This is a genomic window from Streptomyces sp. NPDC093018 (assembly GCF_040684035.1).
GTDB classification, from domain to species: domain Bacteria; phylum Actinomycetota; class Actinomycetes; order Streptomycetales; family Streptomycetaceae; genus Streptomyces; species Streptomyces murinus.
On sequence record NZ_JBFBFF010000014.1, the window covers coordinates 36,585 to 50,533 of the forward strand.

Here is a 13,949-nt window from a genome sequence, read left to right on the forward strand (position 1 = left end):
CACACCAGCGTGTTCAGCCGAGCACGGATCGTCAATGCCGGGGCGGCAATTCAGGACATGCGGCCGGTTCACGACGCCCGCGCACGGAGGCATCCCCCGGCGCACCGCGACGCCCCGGGGCTACACCGCCTCGAAGGCGAAATCCTCGTACGCGGACGGGCCGCCGCCGTACGCCACCGCCGCGCTCCCCTCGTGGCGCGCGCCGCCGTCCACCTCGCACCAGATGCTCTTGCCGCCGCCCTCGCGGCTCCAGCCCCAGCGGTCGGCGAGGCAGTCCACGAGCGCGAGGCCCCGGCCGCCGGTGGCGTCACCGCCGACGCAGCGCGGCACCGGGGCCCGGGAGCAGGTGTCGGTGACCTCCACGCGCACCGTGGGTGAGGGCGCGGTGGGGGCCTGGGTGCCCGGCAGGGAGAGTCTCAGGACCGCCGGACGGCCGGTGTGCACCACGGCATTGGTCACCAGCTCGGAGACGAGCAGGACCAGCGTCTCGGCCACCGGCTCGTCGGCCGCTATGCCCAGCCCGTCGAGCCGCGAGCGGGCCCACTTCCTGGCACGCCCCACCTCCGCGGGGTCGGGCCGGATCTCCAGCTGCACTTGAAGCACCTGCACCGCTCACACCATCCGAACCGGCGAGACCGCGACCCCGCGCCACCGAACCGCCCCGGCGCGAGCCGTGACGACGATCACGAGGGCCACGATCGTAGCCATTTCCTGCATGGCCTGGACAACAGCCAGAGCAAGGGTCACGGAACGTGATCTCCTTGCCTCACAGCATGGTTGACGTACAGTCACCCCAACAAGCGCTTCGGGCATATTCCCTCGCGAAGGAGTACGCGTAGGGCATACTGTGCGACGCTTGCGCCGGGGAGTCGAACAGCCGGGGGCCTCGCCCCGGTCCGCCCGGCGAGCAGCGGCGCGCACCGCGTGTCCCGGCGCCGCCCCAGGGGCACCGCCGGCATCGCCCGCGTTCGCAGCCACTCGCATCCCACACAAGGTACCGGAGCACCCCTCGACTCCGGGCCGTGACGAGCCCCCGCGAAGGACACAACCAGGTATCAACGCTCTGTGATTCCAGTACGCCACGATCAGCGACATCTTGGGCCATGGCTTTGCCCCCGGCGCAGGGCAGCAGCGCTCAGTCGACCAACCCCGCGGCGAGCAATTCCTCACTCTCCGTAATTCCACCCTTGCGCTGCGCACGCACCCACGCCCGTTTCAGATGCAGATGCACGTCCGCCTCCCAGGTGAAGCCCATGCCGCCGTGCACCTGGAGGCAGTCGCGGGCACCGCGCACGGCGGCCTCGTCGGCGAGCAGCCGGGCGGCCGCGATGTCGCCCGGATCGCCGGTGACGGCGGCCGCGTAGACGGCGGCCCGCGCGGTCTCGGCGCGCACCAGGAGGTCCGCGCACAGATGCTGGACGGCCTGGAACGCCCCGATCGGCCGCCCGAACTGCTCCCGGGTCCGGGCGTGTTGCGCCGCCAGTTCGCTCAGCCGTACGGCACTGCCCAGTTGTTCGGCCGCGGTGAGGAGAACGGCGAGGGGATCGGCGACGAGGGGACCGGCGGCGAACGGATCGGCGGCGGCCGCGCGCGGGACCCGGTGCAGGGGGGTCAGCGGATCGACCGACCGCAGCGGTACGGCTCCGGTGGCGTCCCCCTGTACGACATCGGCCGCGTCCAGCCACTCCACCAGTTCCCCGTCGACGGCGGCCACGACCGTCCGCCCGTCCGCCGCGCCCGCCACGGCACCGGCCGCGAGGTGCGTGGCCACCAGCGGGCCCGGCAGCAGCGCCCGCCCGGCCTCCTCGAAGGCGAGCACGGCCTCGGGGCGCCCGAGCCCCACCCCGCCCGCCGCCTCCGGCAGCGTGAGCGCGAAGAACCCGGCCGCCCCGAGCGCCCGCCACAGCTCCCGGTCGAGCCGCCCGGGGGCGTCGACGGCCGCGCGCAGCGCCTCCCGGGGAAACCGCCGCTCCAGCAGCCCCCGTACCCCCTTCTTCAACTCCCCCTGATCCTCGCTCAGTTGGAACCGCACCCTCATCTCCCCCTCGGCAGCCCCAGCATCCGCTCGGCCACGATGTTGCGCTGGATCTGCGAGGTGCCGGCCGCGATCGTGTACGACAGCGAGGACAGCCGGTCGAGCACCCACGGCCGGTCCAGGTCGAGGGCGTCCGGGCCGAGGACGTCGGCGGCGGTGTCGTACAGCTCCTGACGAGCCCCCGAGTACCGCAGCTTGAAGACGGACCCGCCGACCCCCGGCACTCCCCCACCGGCCGCCGCCTCGCTGACGTTCCACTGGGTCAGCCGCCACAGCGCGCGGAACTCGGCGTCGAGGCGGCCGAGTCGGCGACGCAGCGCGGGGTCGTCCCAACGCCCGTTCTCCTTTGCCGTACCGGCCAGTTGGCGCAGGACCCGGCGGCAGGCGACGACCTCCCCCACGAAGGCGGTGCCGCGCTCGAAGGAGAGGGTGACCATGGTGACGCGCCAGCCGTCGTTCTCGGCGCCGACCCGGTTGGCGGCCGGTACCCGTACCTCGTCCAGGAACACCTCGGCGAACTCGGTGGACCCGGCGAGTGTGCGCAGCGGCCGTACGGTGACCCCCTCGGCGTCCATCGGCAGCGCGAGCCAGGTGATGCCCCGGTGGCGGGGCGCGTCCGGGTCGGTGCGGACGAGGAGTTCGCACCAGTCGGCGACCTCCGCGTGCGAGGTCCAGATCTTGCTGCCGGTGACCACGTAGTCGTCGCCGTCCCGGTGGGCGCGGGTGCGCAGCGCCGCGAGGTCGGAGCCGGCGTCCGGCTCGCTGAACCCCTGGCACCACACCTCCTCGCCGCGCAGGATCGGCGGCAGCCAGCGGGCCCGCTGGGCGTCGGTGCCCTCGGCGGCGATGGTCGGACCGGCGTGCAGCAGCCCGACGAAGTTCGCCCCGACATAGGGCGCGCCCGCCTTCTCGGACTCCTCCAGATAGATCATCCGCAGCGCCGGGGAGGCGTCCCAGTGGACATCGGCGTACCCGGCGTCGTACAGCCTCCGCTGCCAGCCGAGGTCGTAGGCCCGTCGCCCCGGCCAGTCGGCGGGGTCCGGCTTGGGTGGCAGCCCGGGCAGTACCGCGTGGAGCCACTCCCGCAGCCGCGCCCGGAACTCCGCCTCCTTTGGGGTGTCGCAGAGGTCCATCACCGGTCCAGGTCGAGGCCGAGCATGCGGATGGCGTTGCCGCGCATCAGCTTGTACACGGTCTCCTCGTCCAGGCCCCGCACATGGTCGAGGGCGACCTCCTCGGTGTGCGGGAAGGTCGAGTCGACGTGCGGATAGTCGGTCTCGAAGGTGGCGTTGTCACGGCCGACGACATCGAGCGAGGCGACGCCGTGCTTGTCGCGGAAGAAGCAGCAGTAGATCTGGCGGTAGTAGTACGTCGACGGGGGCTCGGGCACCAGATCGCGCACCCCGCCCCAGGCCCGGTGCTCGGCCCACACGTCGTCCGCACGCTCCAGGGCGTACGGCACCCACCCCATCTGCCCTTCAGAGTAGGCGAGTTTGAGCTTCGGGAAGCGCACCAGGACCCCGCTGAAGAGGTAGTCCATCATCGAGGCCATCGCGTTGTTGAAGCTGAGGGAGGCCTGCACGGCGGGCGGGGCGTCCGGGGAGGCGGCGGGCATCTGGGAGCTGCTGCCGATGTGCATGTTGACGACCGTGCCGGTGTCCTGGCAGACGGCGAAGAACGGGTCCCAGTAGCCGGTGTGGATGGACGGCAGCCCGAGGTACGTCGGGATCTCGGAGAAGGTGACGGCCCGCACCCCGCGCGCGGCATTCCGCCGTACCTCCGCCACCGCCAACTCCACATCCCACAAGGGGATCAGGCACAGCGGGATGAGCCGCCCCCCGCTGTCCCCGCACCACTCCTCCACCATCCAGTCGTTGTAGGCGCGCACACAGGCGAGGGCGACCTCCTTGTCGTGCGCCTCGGCGAAGGTCTGCCCGCAGAAGCGGGGGAAGGTGGGGAAGCACAGGCTCCCCTCCACATGGTTGAGATCCATGTCCTCAAGGCGTGCCTTGGGATCCCAGCATCCCCGCCGCATCTGCTCCCGGGTGATCCCCTCCAGGGTCATCTCGTCGCGGTCGAAGCCGACGGCGGCGATGTTGCGCTTGTACGGGAACTTCAGATCCTCATAGATCCACCAGTCCGTCGCGGGCCCCTCGGGATCCATGGAGATCTGGTACTTCCCGCCCACATAGGCGAGTTCACCGATCCCGGCGGTGAGCGGCTGCGGCCCCCGCTCCCGGTACCTCGCCGGCAGCCAGGTCTCGAAGAGATGGGCGGGCTCGATCACGTGGTCGTCGACGCTGATGATGCGGGGCAGTTCGCTCGCCATGGTTCCCCTCCGCCGGACCGGGTCATATCTGATGGCGCGTCAGTTAGCATGCCACAGACCTGACGATCCGTCAGTAATGTCTCTACGAGGCGGCAAAAGGCAGGTGGCGAACATGAACCCGTCCCCCTTGGCACCCGCGAACGAGACCGCACAGTCGCTGGGTTGTGCCCGCACCCTGTGGGAACTGGCCGCCCGCCGAGCCGCCCTCACCCCCGACCGCCCGGTCTTCCTCCAGTCGTCCCGCTCGCTGACCTTCGGCGAACTGTGCGCGCGGGCGGAGCGGGTGGCGGCGGGCCTGTACGACATGGGGGTGCGCCCCGGCACGGTGGTGGCCTGGCAGCTGCCGACCCGCATCGAAACAGCCGTACTGTCCCTGGCACTGGCCCGCCTCGGCGCCGTCCAGTCCCCCCTGATCCCCTTCTACCGGGACCGTGAAGTGGCCTTCGCACTCCGCGAGTCGGCGGCTTCTTTCTTCGCGATCCCGGGGGTGTGGCGCGGCCACGACCACCCGGCGCTGGCCCGACGCGTCGGCGCCCGGGGCGTCTTCGAGGCCTACGACACCCTCCCCACCGGCGACCCTTCCACCCTCCCCTCCCCACCCCCCTCCGGCACTCCGGTCCGCTGGATCTACTGGACCTCGGGCACCACCTCCACCCCCAAGGGCGTCCTGCACTCCGACCGCTCCCTGATCGCCGCGGGCTCCTGCCTGGCCCACGCGCTGCGGCTGCGCCCGGACGACGTCGGCTCGATCGCCTTCCCCTACGCACACGTGGGCGGCGCGGACTACCTGGTGATGCTGCTGCTGTACGGCGTCCCGGCGCTGCTCCTGGAACACTTCGCGCTCCCGGACTCCCTGCCGGAGTACCGCCGCCACGGCGTGACGGTGGCCGGCGGCTCAACGGCCTTCTACTCCCTCTTCCTCACGGAACAACGCAAGCGGCCCGGCACCCGGCTGATCCCCACCCTGCGCCTCCTGGCGGGCGGCGGCGCCCCCAAGCCTCCCGAGCTGTACCACCAGGTGGTCCGCGAACTGAGCGTCCAGCTCACCCACGGCTACGGCATGACCGAGGCCCCGATGATCACCATGGGCGACCCGACGGACACCCCCGCCAACCTCGCCATGACGGAGGGCCGCCCACCCGCGGGCATGGACATCCGCATCGTGAACGGCGAGATCCACCTGCGCGGCGAGGCCGTCTGCCACGGCTACCTCGGCGCCTCCGCCCCACCCTTCACCCCCGACGGCTACCTCCCCACCGGCGACCTCGGCCACCTCACCCCCACCGGCCACCTCATCCTCACCGGCCGCGCCAAGGACGTGATCATCCGCAAGGGCGAGAACATCTCCGCGCAGGAGATCGAGGACCTGCTGCACGGGCATCCGGGAGTGGGGGATGTGGCGGTGATAGGTCTGCCGGACGCGGAGCGGGGGGAGTTGGTGTGCGCGGTGGTGGAGCGGCGTTCGGGCTCGGCGGAGTTGACCTTGCCGGAGGTCGTGTCGTTCCTCCGCACGCGCGGCTTGGCCACGCACAAGCTTCCCGAACGGCTGGAGGTGGTGGCGGAGTTGCCACGTAACGAGACGTTGCGGAAGGTACTCAAGTACAAGCTGCGCGAACGGTTCGGACCGTCGTAAGTCAGGGTGCCGATCTGCGGCAGCTCCGGGTCAAGGCCACCAGGGGGTCTTCGACCGAAGAGCGCTCGGCGGTCACATCACCGACTTCTCGATGGCTTCAAACACATCCGCGTCGGTCTCCTGCTGCCAGCCGGGCAGCTCGGGCCAGTCGGCGACATACCCCGGCTTCGGGTCCTCGAAGTGCTTGAACATCTGGGCCGTCCAGCACGTCGCCACGAACCGGCTCTTCTGCTCGCGCGACAGCCGGCCCGTGCTCCCACCGCTGACCTCGACAAAGTGCCGGACCTGCGCGTAGACCGCCCCCGCGGCCTCCCGCTCCCACTGCGGGGTGTCCTCCCACGGCGTGACGTACCCGGCCTTCGGCTCCCCGGGAAAGTGCCGTCGAACTCCAGCGATCCAGGCTTCCCGGAACAGTCGTGCACCCTCGCTATTCGACATGCCTACCCCTTTCGTCACGGCGCGCACAGAGCGGCGATCTCGGCTTCCAGCTCTGCCACGCGGTGGTCGCGGCTCAAGGTACCGAACTCGTCGCACAGGGCTTGGAGTCTACGGGCGGTGTACCCGGACCCGGAGGATCGGGCCAGTTCGATGGCCTCTCTCGCGTGCTCCACGACCTGGTCGATGTCACGCCGCCGAACTCCGACGACAGCCAGGTCGGTGAGCACCGCTCCACGTCGCCGGTACGACTGTCCGGACGCCAGCGCTGTCTGCCCCAACGCATCCTTCAGGGCCTTCTCCGCCAGGTCGAGGCGGCCGAGCCGTACATAGCGTGACCCCCTCTCCTCGGCCAGCCGCGCGCCGTCGAACCGGAGCCATCCGCAGTCGACGCTGTCCGAGGTGAGATCGCGAACGGCTTCCGCCCGGTCCATGGCGCGCTCGCACGCCTCCAGGTCACCGAGGCCGGCGTATGCCTCGGCCTGGACGGAAGCGACCCAGTACCGAGTCGAGAGGCAGCTGTCTCCTCGGCCGGCCAACCGCTCGGCCGCACCGAGCATCTGCGCGGCGTGACGATAGCGCTGCTCGGACATATCTACGTAGGCGTGCCGGACGAGCGCGCAGGCCCAGAGGTCGTATGCCCCGGCGTCCTTGCTGACCGACGCGGCGAGCGAGTACGAGGCAGCCGCAGCGGCATACCGATTGCCGTCGAACGCCACCTCGCCGGCCAGCTGAAAGAGATCGGCCGCCGCGCTCAGGAGAGGCCGTGGGCTGCCACGGTTGCTCGCCAGTGCGTCGTTCAGAGTGGTCAGCTGGTCCCGGACGACGGGATAGACAGCACTCTTGGAACGTGCCAGTCGGTAGACCTGCCAGAGGTGCCCGTTCATGCGCGCGAAATCGGCGGGCACGCCCGGGCTCATGCCCTCTGCGAGCCCTTCGGCGTCCTCGGCCGACAGGGCGGTGAAGGCCCCGCTGACCGTCAGTATGCGGAGAAATTCACGGCGGATCATCTCGTCGTCTCCCGCGCTGAGGGGGTCACTGGACTGATGCCCGGCGGTCTCCTCGACCACTGCTCGTGGCGGCGTCAGAAGGAGGTCCAGCTCTTGAAGGCTGATTTCGAGGGCGGTTGCCAGACCGCGTCGCTGGGGCGGTTGGGGAGCGACTTTGCCGCATTCCCAGCGTCCGACCGTTGTACGGTCCACACCAAGTAACTGGGCCAATTTCTCCTGACTGTAGCCCAGGACTCTGCGTCGCTCTGCCAGTCCCATGGCGCCTACCTTCCCGCGGATCCGGCCCCCAGGGCACCCGTGCACGGTTCTGCGTCCAGACTGCCGCAACGATGCCGTGGTGACCGCCGACTCTCGGCGATTTCCTTGAGTTGCCCCGGACGGGCAATGGGATCCACGAGGGAGTTCAGTCATGTCCACGAGAGGCAAGGCTTCGGCGCACGAGCGGAACGGCGAGGCGCGGACGGAGGACCCGGATGCCGAGCAGCGCGTCCGCATGACGCTCAGGGTCTCTCGTGACTCGGGGCGGACCTGGGGCCGGTTGATGGAGGTCCGGGAGGACGAGAACCTGGTGATCCTCGACAACCCCGGCGGCTTCCCACCGTGCAGGTGCCCGCGCTGCACGGTCCGCTCTAGGCGCATCGGCTCCTCTCCTCAAGTGGAGTCGTAGTGCGCTGCGGGCACTGGCGTCGGCTCCCCCTGGGTCTGTTGCGAGCGGCGCGGGAGCTGGCGCCCTCAGGATGCGTCGACGGCGCGGTGCAGTGTCAGCTCTCCGCACACGGCGACGACGAACACTTCGGTCTCCTGGACGACTTGACGCGCCTCACCGCACTCTGGGTCCGCTGGCGTGGAAGTACCGACGTAGAACTGGTGGAGTTGACTGACTGCCCGGTAGCCGGTCCGGCGCCCGATGCGGAGGCATGCTGCCTGTTCATCGGCCATTGCGCGTGGCACACCTGGGAAGGTTTCACCGCGCACAGATCGGCACTGCCTGAGGGCCCCTCTGCTCCGACAAGAAGCTTGTCCAGCCCACTTGGTGACGACACCGAAAGGCCCACGATGCCGCAGAACATGCCTAGCTTCGACGAACTGATGACGGCCGCCCAGCACTCCGCCGTCCACCTCGAAATGCGCGACCAGTACGCGGTCGGAGACGAGGCCGACGACTTCAACGCGTGGCTCGACACGGGCCACAGGGACCTTGACCCCGCCTCGGAGTACTGGGCGCCCTGGGTGGATCTGATCTCCGGTGCGATCGCCCGAGGGGTCGTCGTACGGCGTGCCCGTGTCGTCTCCGAGCCGGTCACCGACTACATCCGCTACGAGCACGCGGCTACGGCCGTCAACATCGCGGCCGGCGAGCAGGTGCGGTGGCTGCCCCGGAGCCGGGCCGTCGACCTGATGCTGCCGGGTGCGGATCTGTGGATCTTCGACGGGGTGAAGGTCCTCTTCAATCACTTCACCGGCATCGGCGAATGGGCGGACCCGGCCACGGAGTTGCGTACCGAGCCGGGCATCGTCAAGCAGTGTTCGGACGCCTTCGAGGCAGTCTGGGAACGCGCCGTCCCCCACGAGATCTATGAGATCCGCTGACCGACACCCGTATACGCCCTCGGCTCCGGTCACATCCTGCTCAACGACGCCGTCGCATACAGCACATCCCTGATCGCCTCCTTGTCCCCGAGTTGGCCCGCCGCCGCTTCCTCCGGGAGGAGGTGGCCCGCGGCCAGGTGGCAGAACTCGACGGAGTCCAGGGCGACGTGGGCGACCTCCCAGTCGGTGGAGGGGGTCGCGGACGGGGAGTCGAGGGGGATCAGCCAGTTGCCGCCGGCGGGGCCCTCGATCTCCAGGCGGAGGGTGCGGCCGGGGTGGCCGGCGGGGGCCAGGTGGCGGATGGTGCGGGGCGGGGTGGAGCGGCCGGAGCGGCGGCGGGCGGCCAGGGCGGTCGGGAGGAGGCGGACGGCCAGCTCGATCATCTTGTTCAGGTGGCGCGGGGCCGGCGGACGGTAGGGGTAGTCGACCGCGTCCGCGATGTCCTCCGCGTGCACCCAGCAGCCGAACGCGCGGTCCAGCATCGCGTCGTGCAGGGGGAGTTCGAAGCCGCCGTAGGGGACGGTGAAGCCGCCCGCGCTGCTTCCGGTGAAGGACACCGTCCGGACCAGGGCGTGGGTCTGCTCGCGCCAGGGGGCGTGCACCGCGCGGGTCGGCGGGAGGGACGTGGACCGCCAGTACGCCTCCGTGCGGGGCGACGGGCCCGACGCCCCGGGCGCGTGGCCGAGCGGGCCGTCCAGGCCGAGTGCCGTCGCGATCACCCCGTCGACCGCCAAGAGGTGCGCGATCACGCCCGCGACGGTCGTACGACGGGTCGTCTGGGCGTCGTCCTCGAACCACCGCAGCCGCACCGGCGCGTGCCATTCCGCGTCGCCGAAGTCCTGGAGCAGCGCGTCCAGGCGGGCGGTCTCCGCGTCGTACGGCGCGGCCCAGTCCGGTACCGGGATGCGCGGCGGCCGGCGGTCGAGGCAGGCGTCCAGGACGCGGGTGCGCAGCGCCGGGTCCAGGTCGAGGGTCTCGGGCTGGTGCAGCAGGCCGACCGCCTCGCGCAGCCGGCGGGCCTCGTCGGCGCAGCCGCCGCAGTCGCCCAGGTGGTGCTCGACCGCGTCCGTCTCCGCCGCCGAGCACGCGGCCAGCGCCCACGCGCCGAGCAGCGATTTGAGCACGTCGTGCGGCAGGACGAGCGGCACGGACGCGTCCTCGCCCCGGCCGACGGGATCGGGCAGCGGGCGGCCGCCGTCCTCCACGGAGGCGCGGGGCGTCGGTATCCGGCGCTCACGGGGCTCCCCGAACTCCACCCGGAACTCCTCCGCGCCGCTCATGCCGCACCGCCGTAACCCGGGGGTGCCCCCACGTCATGGGCGGTGGACAGCAGTTGCAGGCCGAGGCGGAGCCGGCGGCGCGCCTCGTCCTCGGTGACGCCCAGGTCGGCGGCCGTCTGGCGGTAGTCGCGGCGCTGGAAGTACGCCAGTTCGAGGGCGCGGCGCAGCGGGACCGGCATGGAGTGCACGATGTAGTCGGCGCGGGCGGCCACGGAGGCGCGGCGCACCTTGCTCTCCAGATCCTCCTCGCCGCTCTCCGGATCCTCCTCGCCGCACACCGGGTCCTCGATGCCGTCCCGCTCCTGCTCCTCCCGGTCCCGCAGGCGCTGCACGGCCACCCGGTGCGTCACCGCCGCGATCCAGGTGCGCAGCGGGCCCTGCTTCGGGTCGTACGTCTCGGGGTGTTCCCAGATATGGGCGAAGACCTCGCGGGTGACGGCGTCGGCGGCCTTCTCGTCGCCGAGGACACGGTGGGCCAGGCTGTGCACCAGGGAGGCGAACCGGTCGTACGCCTCGCCCAGGGCGGCCGCCTCACCGCGGGCGAGCCGCTGCTGCATCTTGCGGTCCCAGCGCGGTGGCGCGTCCTTCTTGGCCATGGGGTCCCCTCCCCTCGCCCGTCGTCCGGCCCGCCGGTGTCCATGCGTCCGTGTGTCCGTTGTCCCGAATGTAGTCGGCACCACCGACAAGGCACGTCTCTTTGTGTCAAAGCGCACCGCGGAAGCGCCGCAGGTGATAGTGCCCTCTTCACACTTTCCCCACAGACACTCCGTGTATATCTGATCGAAGCGGATCGCTAGTGACTGAAACAAGCCCCTAATCGATCGTGTGCTGTTTGCCGCATTGAGTTTCAGGGAAACGCGGCTGGGCAGCCGCGCGGAATGAAACGTAGGAACGGCTTCCGGTTCCGGGCGGTTCCGGGAGAACCCGCGAGCGGAGGGGCTGGGCCGTGGCATTCAATGTGACCGGCGTCGAAAGAGGCGAATGGGCCGTGCTCCAGGTGCGCGGCGAACTGGACCTCATGACCTCGCCGGTGCTGCGCCAACGCGTGCACGACGTCGTGGCCGAGGGCCACCACAGCCTGGTCGTGGACCTCTCCGACGTCTTCTTCTGCGACTCCAGCGGCGTCGGCGTGCTCATCGCCGCCCGCCGGCTGATCCGCTCCTGCCAGGGGCAGCTGCGGCTGATCCTGCCCGACCGGGGCGCGGACGAGGGCTCACACGTCAACCGGGTGCTCGGCGCGCTGGGCGTGCGCCGCCTCTTCGACTGCCACCCGGACCTCGACGCCGCCACGACCGACGAAGCGGGCCCCCTGTCGGCCTGAGCCGCCGTGCCCGGCGCGCCCGAACACGTCCTCGTCGTCCGTGTCGCGGAATTCCCCCAGTCTTGGCACAACCCTCTGTTTTCCGTCACTTTGCCGTCACCCACGCCGTACGCTCCGTGCGAGTAACGCGAGTAACGCGAGATCACCCCCCACGCACGTAAGGCGGCACGAACAGACATGGTCAGCACCGAGTACGAGCGCAGGATCGCCGCCCGGTTCGCCACCTTCGACCAGGACGGCAATGGATTCATCGCCCGCGAGGACTTCAACTCGGTGGCCAAGGCGCTGCTCACCGAGTTCGCCGTGACCGCGCGCTCCGACCGCGGGCAGGCGCTGTACGCCGGTGCCGAGGCGTTCTGGCAGGGCATGGCCGGGATCGCGGACCGCGACGGCGATCAGCGCATCACCCGCCAGGAGTTCGTCGGCGGCGCGGTCAAGCGGCTGCGCGACAACCCCGACCGGTTCGCCGAGATCGCCCGCCCCTTCCTGCACGCGGCGCTGGCCGTCGCGGACGCCGACGGCGACGGCCGGGTCAACGTCGAGGACACCGCGCGGCTGCTGCGGGTGTGCCAGGTGCCCCAGGAGATCGCCGGGCCGATCGCCGCGGCCCTGGACGCCGACGGCGATGGCGAGATCGACGAGCGGGACGTCGTACCGGCGTTCGCGCGCTACTTCACCATCGCCGAGCAGTGAGCCGCGCAGTGAGCCGAGCAGTGAGACGACGGACAGCGGCCCGGTAACCGGTCAAGGGCTCAGACAGACGGCTCAGGCGAAGACGACCGTACGGCGCCCGTTCAGCAGGATCCGGCGCTCCGCGTGCCACTTCACGGCGCGCGCGAGCGCCTGGCACTCCACGTCCCGGCCGATCGCCACCAGCTGGTCCGGGGTCACACCGTGCCCGACCCGCTCGACCTCCTGCTCGATGATCGGCCCCTCGTCGAGGTCGGCCGTCACATAGTGCGCGGTGGCGCCGATCAGCTTGACGCCCCGGGCGTGCGCCTGGTGATACGGCTTGGCGCCCTTGAAGCTCGGCAGGAAGGAGTGGTGGATGTTGATGATCCGGCCGCTGAGCTGCTTGCACAGGTCGTCCGAGAGCACCTGCATGTAGCGCGCGAGCACCACCAGCTCGACCCGCTCCTCGCGGACGAGGTCGAGCAGCCGGCCCTCGCCCTCCGCCTTGGTGTCCTTGGTGACCGCGATGTGGTGGAACGGAATGCCGTAGGAGCCGACCAGCTCCTCGAACTCCGTGTGGTTGGAGACCACGCCGACGATCTCCACCGGCAGCGCGCCGATCCGGGCCCGGAACAGCAGGTCGTTCAGGCAGTGCCCGAACTTGCTGACCATCAGCAGGATGCGCATCTTCTGGTCGGCCCGGTGGATCTGCCAGTCCATGCGGAAGGAGTCGCCGATCGCGGCGAAGCTCGCGCGCAGCTTGTCCACGGTGACCGGCTCCTCGGCCGTGAAGTGGACGCGCATGAAGAACAGGCCCGTGTCGTGGTCGCCGAACTGCTGGCTGTCCTCGATGTTGCAGCCGGTCATGAACAGATAGCTGGACACGGCGTGCACGATCCCCTTCTTGTCCGGGCAGGACAGGGTGAGGACGTACTGGTCGGCCGGGGCGGCGGCGGGCGCGGACTGCTCGTTCATGCGACTCAGGGTCCCACATACGGCCCCGGCGACGGGTCGGCGTCCGCTGAACGGACCGGGCCACGACCACGGGACCGAGCCACGACCACGCGGACCCGGCCACGATCACCGGGACCCGGCCGCGATCACGCGGACCGGGTCACGATCACGCGGACCGCGTCACGATCCGCAGCACTTCCAGGCTCTTCGGCGGGGTGTCCGGCTCCTCGCCGTCGCTCGCCGCCATCCGCACATGCGCGTCCCGGGCCGCGCGCACGGCCTCCGGCCAGCCCGGATGGTCGACGTAGGCGGAGACCGGCGCGTCCGGGCCGACCTGGTGCATGATCCGCAGCACCCGCAGCACGGCGGTGTCGACGAGCGCCGCCTCCTGCGAGTCGCGGAAGATCGTGCCCACGTATTTCTCCGCCGACCAGTTGTCCAGCCAGGTGTCCTCCACCAGCCGGTACACGGCGTCGGTGACGTCGCCGTAACCGTCGACACCGGCCAGCCAGACGTCCCGCTGGAAGACGGGGTCGGAGAGCATGTGCAGCGCCGATCGCACATGTGTGCGCCAGCGCCACCACGGCATGTCGTTCAGAGGCATGCCGCCCATGGTGGAGGAGCGACGGCCGCGACGGGAAGAGTTCTCCGAACCTTGCACGGTCACCGATCGTACGTTCATCGGCCCGC

General features: G+C 70.6%; 15 protein-coding genes. 4 read left to right on the forward strand and 11 right to left on the reverse strand.

The window, feature by feature from the left end; genetic code table 11:
* Positions 1–120: 120 nt before the first annotated feature.
* The 5 genes from AB0N90_RS27060 to AB0N90_RS27080 all read right to left on the reverse strand — a co-directional run bounded on the left by AB0N90_RS27060 (position 121) and on the right by AB0N90_RS27080 (position 4,364).
* On the reverse strand, positions 121–594 hold the full coding sequence (locus AB0N90_RS27060; protein ID WP_361674489.1) for an ATP-binding protein: 474 nt from the start codon (positions 592–594) through the stop codon (positions 121–123).
* 18 nt (positions 595–612) lie between these two features.
* On the reverse strand, positions 613–747 hold the full coding sequence (locus AB0N90_RS27065) for a hypothetical protein (RefSeq protein WP_256640481.1): 135 nt from the start codon (positions 745–747) through the stop codon (positions 613–615).
* Between the two features lie 388 nt (positions 748–1,135).
* Complete coding sequence (locus AB0N90_RS27070; protein WP_365200943.1) at positions 1,136–2,032, reverse strand: acyl-CoA dehydrogenase family protein; 897 nt, start codon at positions 2,030–2,032, stop codon at positions 1,136–1,138.
* Between the two features lie 2 nt (positions 2,033–2,034).
* Positions 2,035–3,168: an acyl-CoA dehydrogenase family protein gene (locus tag AB0N90_RS27075; RefSeq protein WP_365200946.1), complete on the reverse strand. Its 1,134-nt coding sequence runs from the start codon at positions 3,166–3,168 to the stop codon at positions 2,035–2,037.
* Positions 3,168–4,364, reverse strand: coding sequence for an amidohydrolase family protein (locus tag AB0N90_RS27080; protein WP_365200949.1), 1,197 nt, complete (start codon positions 4,362–4,364; stop codon positions 3,168–3,170). Before AB0N90_RS27080 ends, AB0N90_RS27075 begins: the two co-directional genes overlap by 1 nt.
* A 112-nt stretch (positions 4,365–4,476) precedes the next feature.
* On the opposite strand from AB0N90_RS27080, the gene AB0N90_RS27085 reads away from it, so the two are divergent.
* Positions 4,477–5,997, forward strand: a complete 1,521-nt coding sequence (locus AB0N90_RS27085) for an AMP-binding protein (RefSeq protein ID WP_365200951.1) — start codon at positions 4,477–4,479, stop codon at positions 5,995–5,997.
* A 72-nt stretch (positions 5,998–6,069) separates the two neighbouring features.
* Here the strand turns inward: AB0N90_RS27085 and AB0N90_RS27090 are convergent, their stop codons facing one another.
* Positions 6,070–6,435, reverse strand: coding sequence for a hypothetical protein (locus AB0N90_RS27090; protein ID WP_365200953.1), 366 nt, complete (start codon positions 6,433–6,435; stop codon positions 6,070–6,072).
* A gap of 14 nt (positions 6,436–6,449) precedes the next feature.
* Positions 6,450–7,700, reverse strand: a complete 1,251-nt coding sequence (locus AB0N90_RS27095) for a helix-turn-helix transcriptional regulator (protein WP_365200954.1) — start codon at positions 7,698–7,700, stop codon at positions 6,450–6,452.
* Between the two features lie 798 nt (positions 7,701–8,498).
* Here AB0N90_RS27095 and AB0N90_RS27100 point away from each other — a divergent pair.
* Positions 8,499–9,032, forward strand: coding sequence for a DUF6879 family protein (locus tag AB0N90_RS27100; RefSeq protein ID WP_365200956.1), 534 nt, complete (start codon positions 8,499–8,501; stop codon positions 9,030–9,032).
* Between the two features lie 29 nt (positions 9,033–9,061).
* Here AB0N90_RS27100 and AB0N90_RS27105 read toward each other — a convergent pair whose 3' ends face one another.
* Together AB0N90_RS27105 and AB0N90_RS27110 are read right to left on the reverse strand one after the other, a co-directional pair.
* Complete coding sequence (locus tag AB0N90_RS27105) at positions 9,062–10,312, reverse strand: MDMPI N domain containing protein (protein WP_365200958.1); 1,251 nt, start codon at positions 10,310–10,312, stop codon at positions 9,062–9,064.
* Positions 10,309–10,908 (reverse strand): sigma-70 family RNA polymerase sigma factor, encoded by a 600-nt coding sequence (locus tag AB0N90_RS27110; protein WP_365200959.1) that lies wholly within the window; start codon positions 10,906–10,908, stop codon positions 10,309–10,311. Before AB0N90_RS27110 ends, AB0N90_RS27105 begins: the two co-directional genes overlap by 4 nt.
* 350 nt (positions 10,909–11,258) lie before the next feature.
* On the opposite strand from AB0N90_RS27110, the gene AB0N90_RS27115 reads away from it, so the two are divergent.
* Entirely contained in the window at positions 11,259–11,633 is a 375-nt protein-coding gene (locus AB0N90_RS27115; RefSeq protein ID WP_085565274.1) for an STAS domain-containing protein, read from the forward strand.
* 177 nt (positions 11,634–11,810) lie between these two features.
* Positions 11,811–12,326 (forward strand): EF-hand domain-containing protein, encoded by a 516-nt coding sequence (locus AB0N90_RS27120; RefSeq protein ID WP_365200962.1) that lies wholly within the window; start codon positions 11,811–11,813, stop codon positions 12,324–12,326.
* A 72-nt stretch (positions 12,327–12,398) separates the two neighbouring features.
* Here the strand turns inward: AB0N90_RS27120 and purU are convergent, their stop codons facing one another.
* Both purU and AB0N90_RS27130 read right to left on the reverse strand, forming a co-directional pair.
* Positions 12,399–13,280, reverse strand: a complete 882-nt coding sequence (gene purU / locus AB0N90_RS27125; protein ID WP_361674260.1) for a formyltetrahydrofolate deformylase — start codon at positions 13,278–13,280, stop codon at positions 12,399–12,401.
* 145 nt (positions 13,281–13,425) lie between these two features.
* Complete coding sequence (locus AB0N90_RS27130) at positions 13,426–13,926, reverse strand: hypothetical protein (protein ID WP_078967678.1); 501 nt, start codon at positions 13,924–13,926, stop codon at positions 13,426–13,428.
* Between the last annotated feature and the right edge of the window lie 23 nt (positions 13,927–13,949).

Excerpts from the sequence above, each read along its gene's own strand:
- AB0N90_RS27100 (WP_365200956.1), top strand. The coding sequence starts at position 8,499 with ATGCCGCAGAACATGCCTAGCTTCGACGAACTGATGACGGCCGCCCAG.
- AB0N90_RS27090 (WP_365200953.1), bottom strand. The coding sequence starts at position 6,435 with ATGTCGAATAGCGAGGGTGCACGACTGTTCCGGGAAGCCTGGATCGCT.
- AB0N90_RS27120 (WP_365200962.1), top strand. The coding sequence starts at position 11,811 with ATGGTCAGCACCGAGTACGAGCGCAGGATCGCCGCCCGGTTCGCCACC.
- purU (WP_361674260.1), bottom strand. The coding sequence starts at position 13,280 with ATGAACGAGCAGTCCGCGCCCGCCGCCGCCCCGGCCGACCAGTACGTC.
- AB0N90_RS27085 (WP_365200951.1), top strand. The coding sequence starts at position 4,477 with ATGAACCCGTCCCCCTTGGCACCCGCGAACGAGACCGCACAGTCGCTG.
- AB0N90_RS27110 (WP_365200959.1), bottom strand. The coding sequence starts at position 10,908 with ATGGCCAAGAAGGACGCGCCACCGCGCTGGGACCGCAAGATGCAGCAG.
- AB0N90_RS27105 (WP_365200958.1), bottom strand. The coding sequence starts at position 10,312 with ATGAGCGGCGCGGAGGAGTTCCGGGTGGAGTTCGGGGAGCCCCGTGAG.
- AB0N90_RS27080 (WP_365200949.1), bottom strand. The coding sequence starts at position 4,364 with ATGGCGAGCGAACTGCCCCGCATCATCAGCGTCGACGACCACGTGATC.
- AB0N90_RS27075 (WP_365200946.1), bottom strand. The coding sequence starts at position 3,168 with ATGGACCTCTGCGACACCCCAAAGGAGGCGGAGTTCCGGGCGCGGCTG.
- AB0N90_RS27095 (WP_365200954.1), bottom strand. The coding sequence starts at position 7,700 with ATGGGACTGGCAGAGCGACGCAGAGTCCTGGGCTACAGTCAGGAGAAA.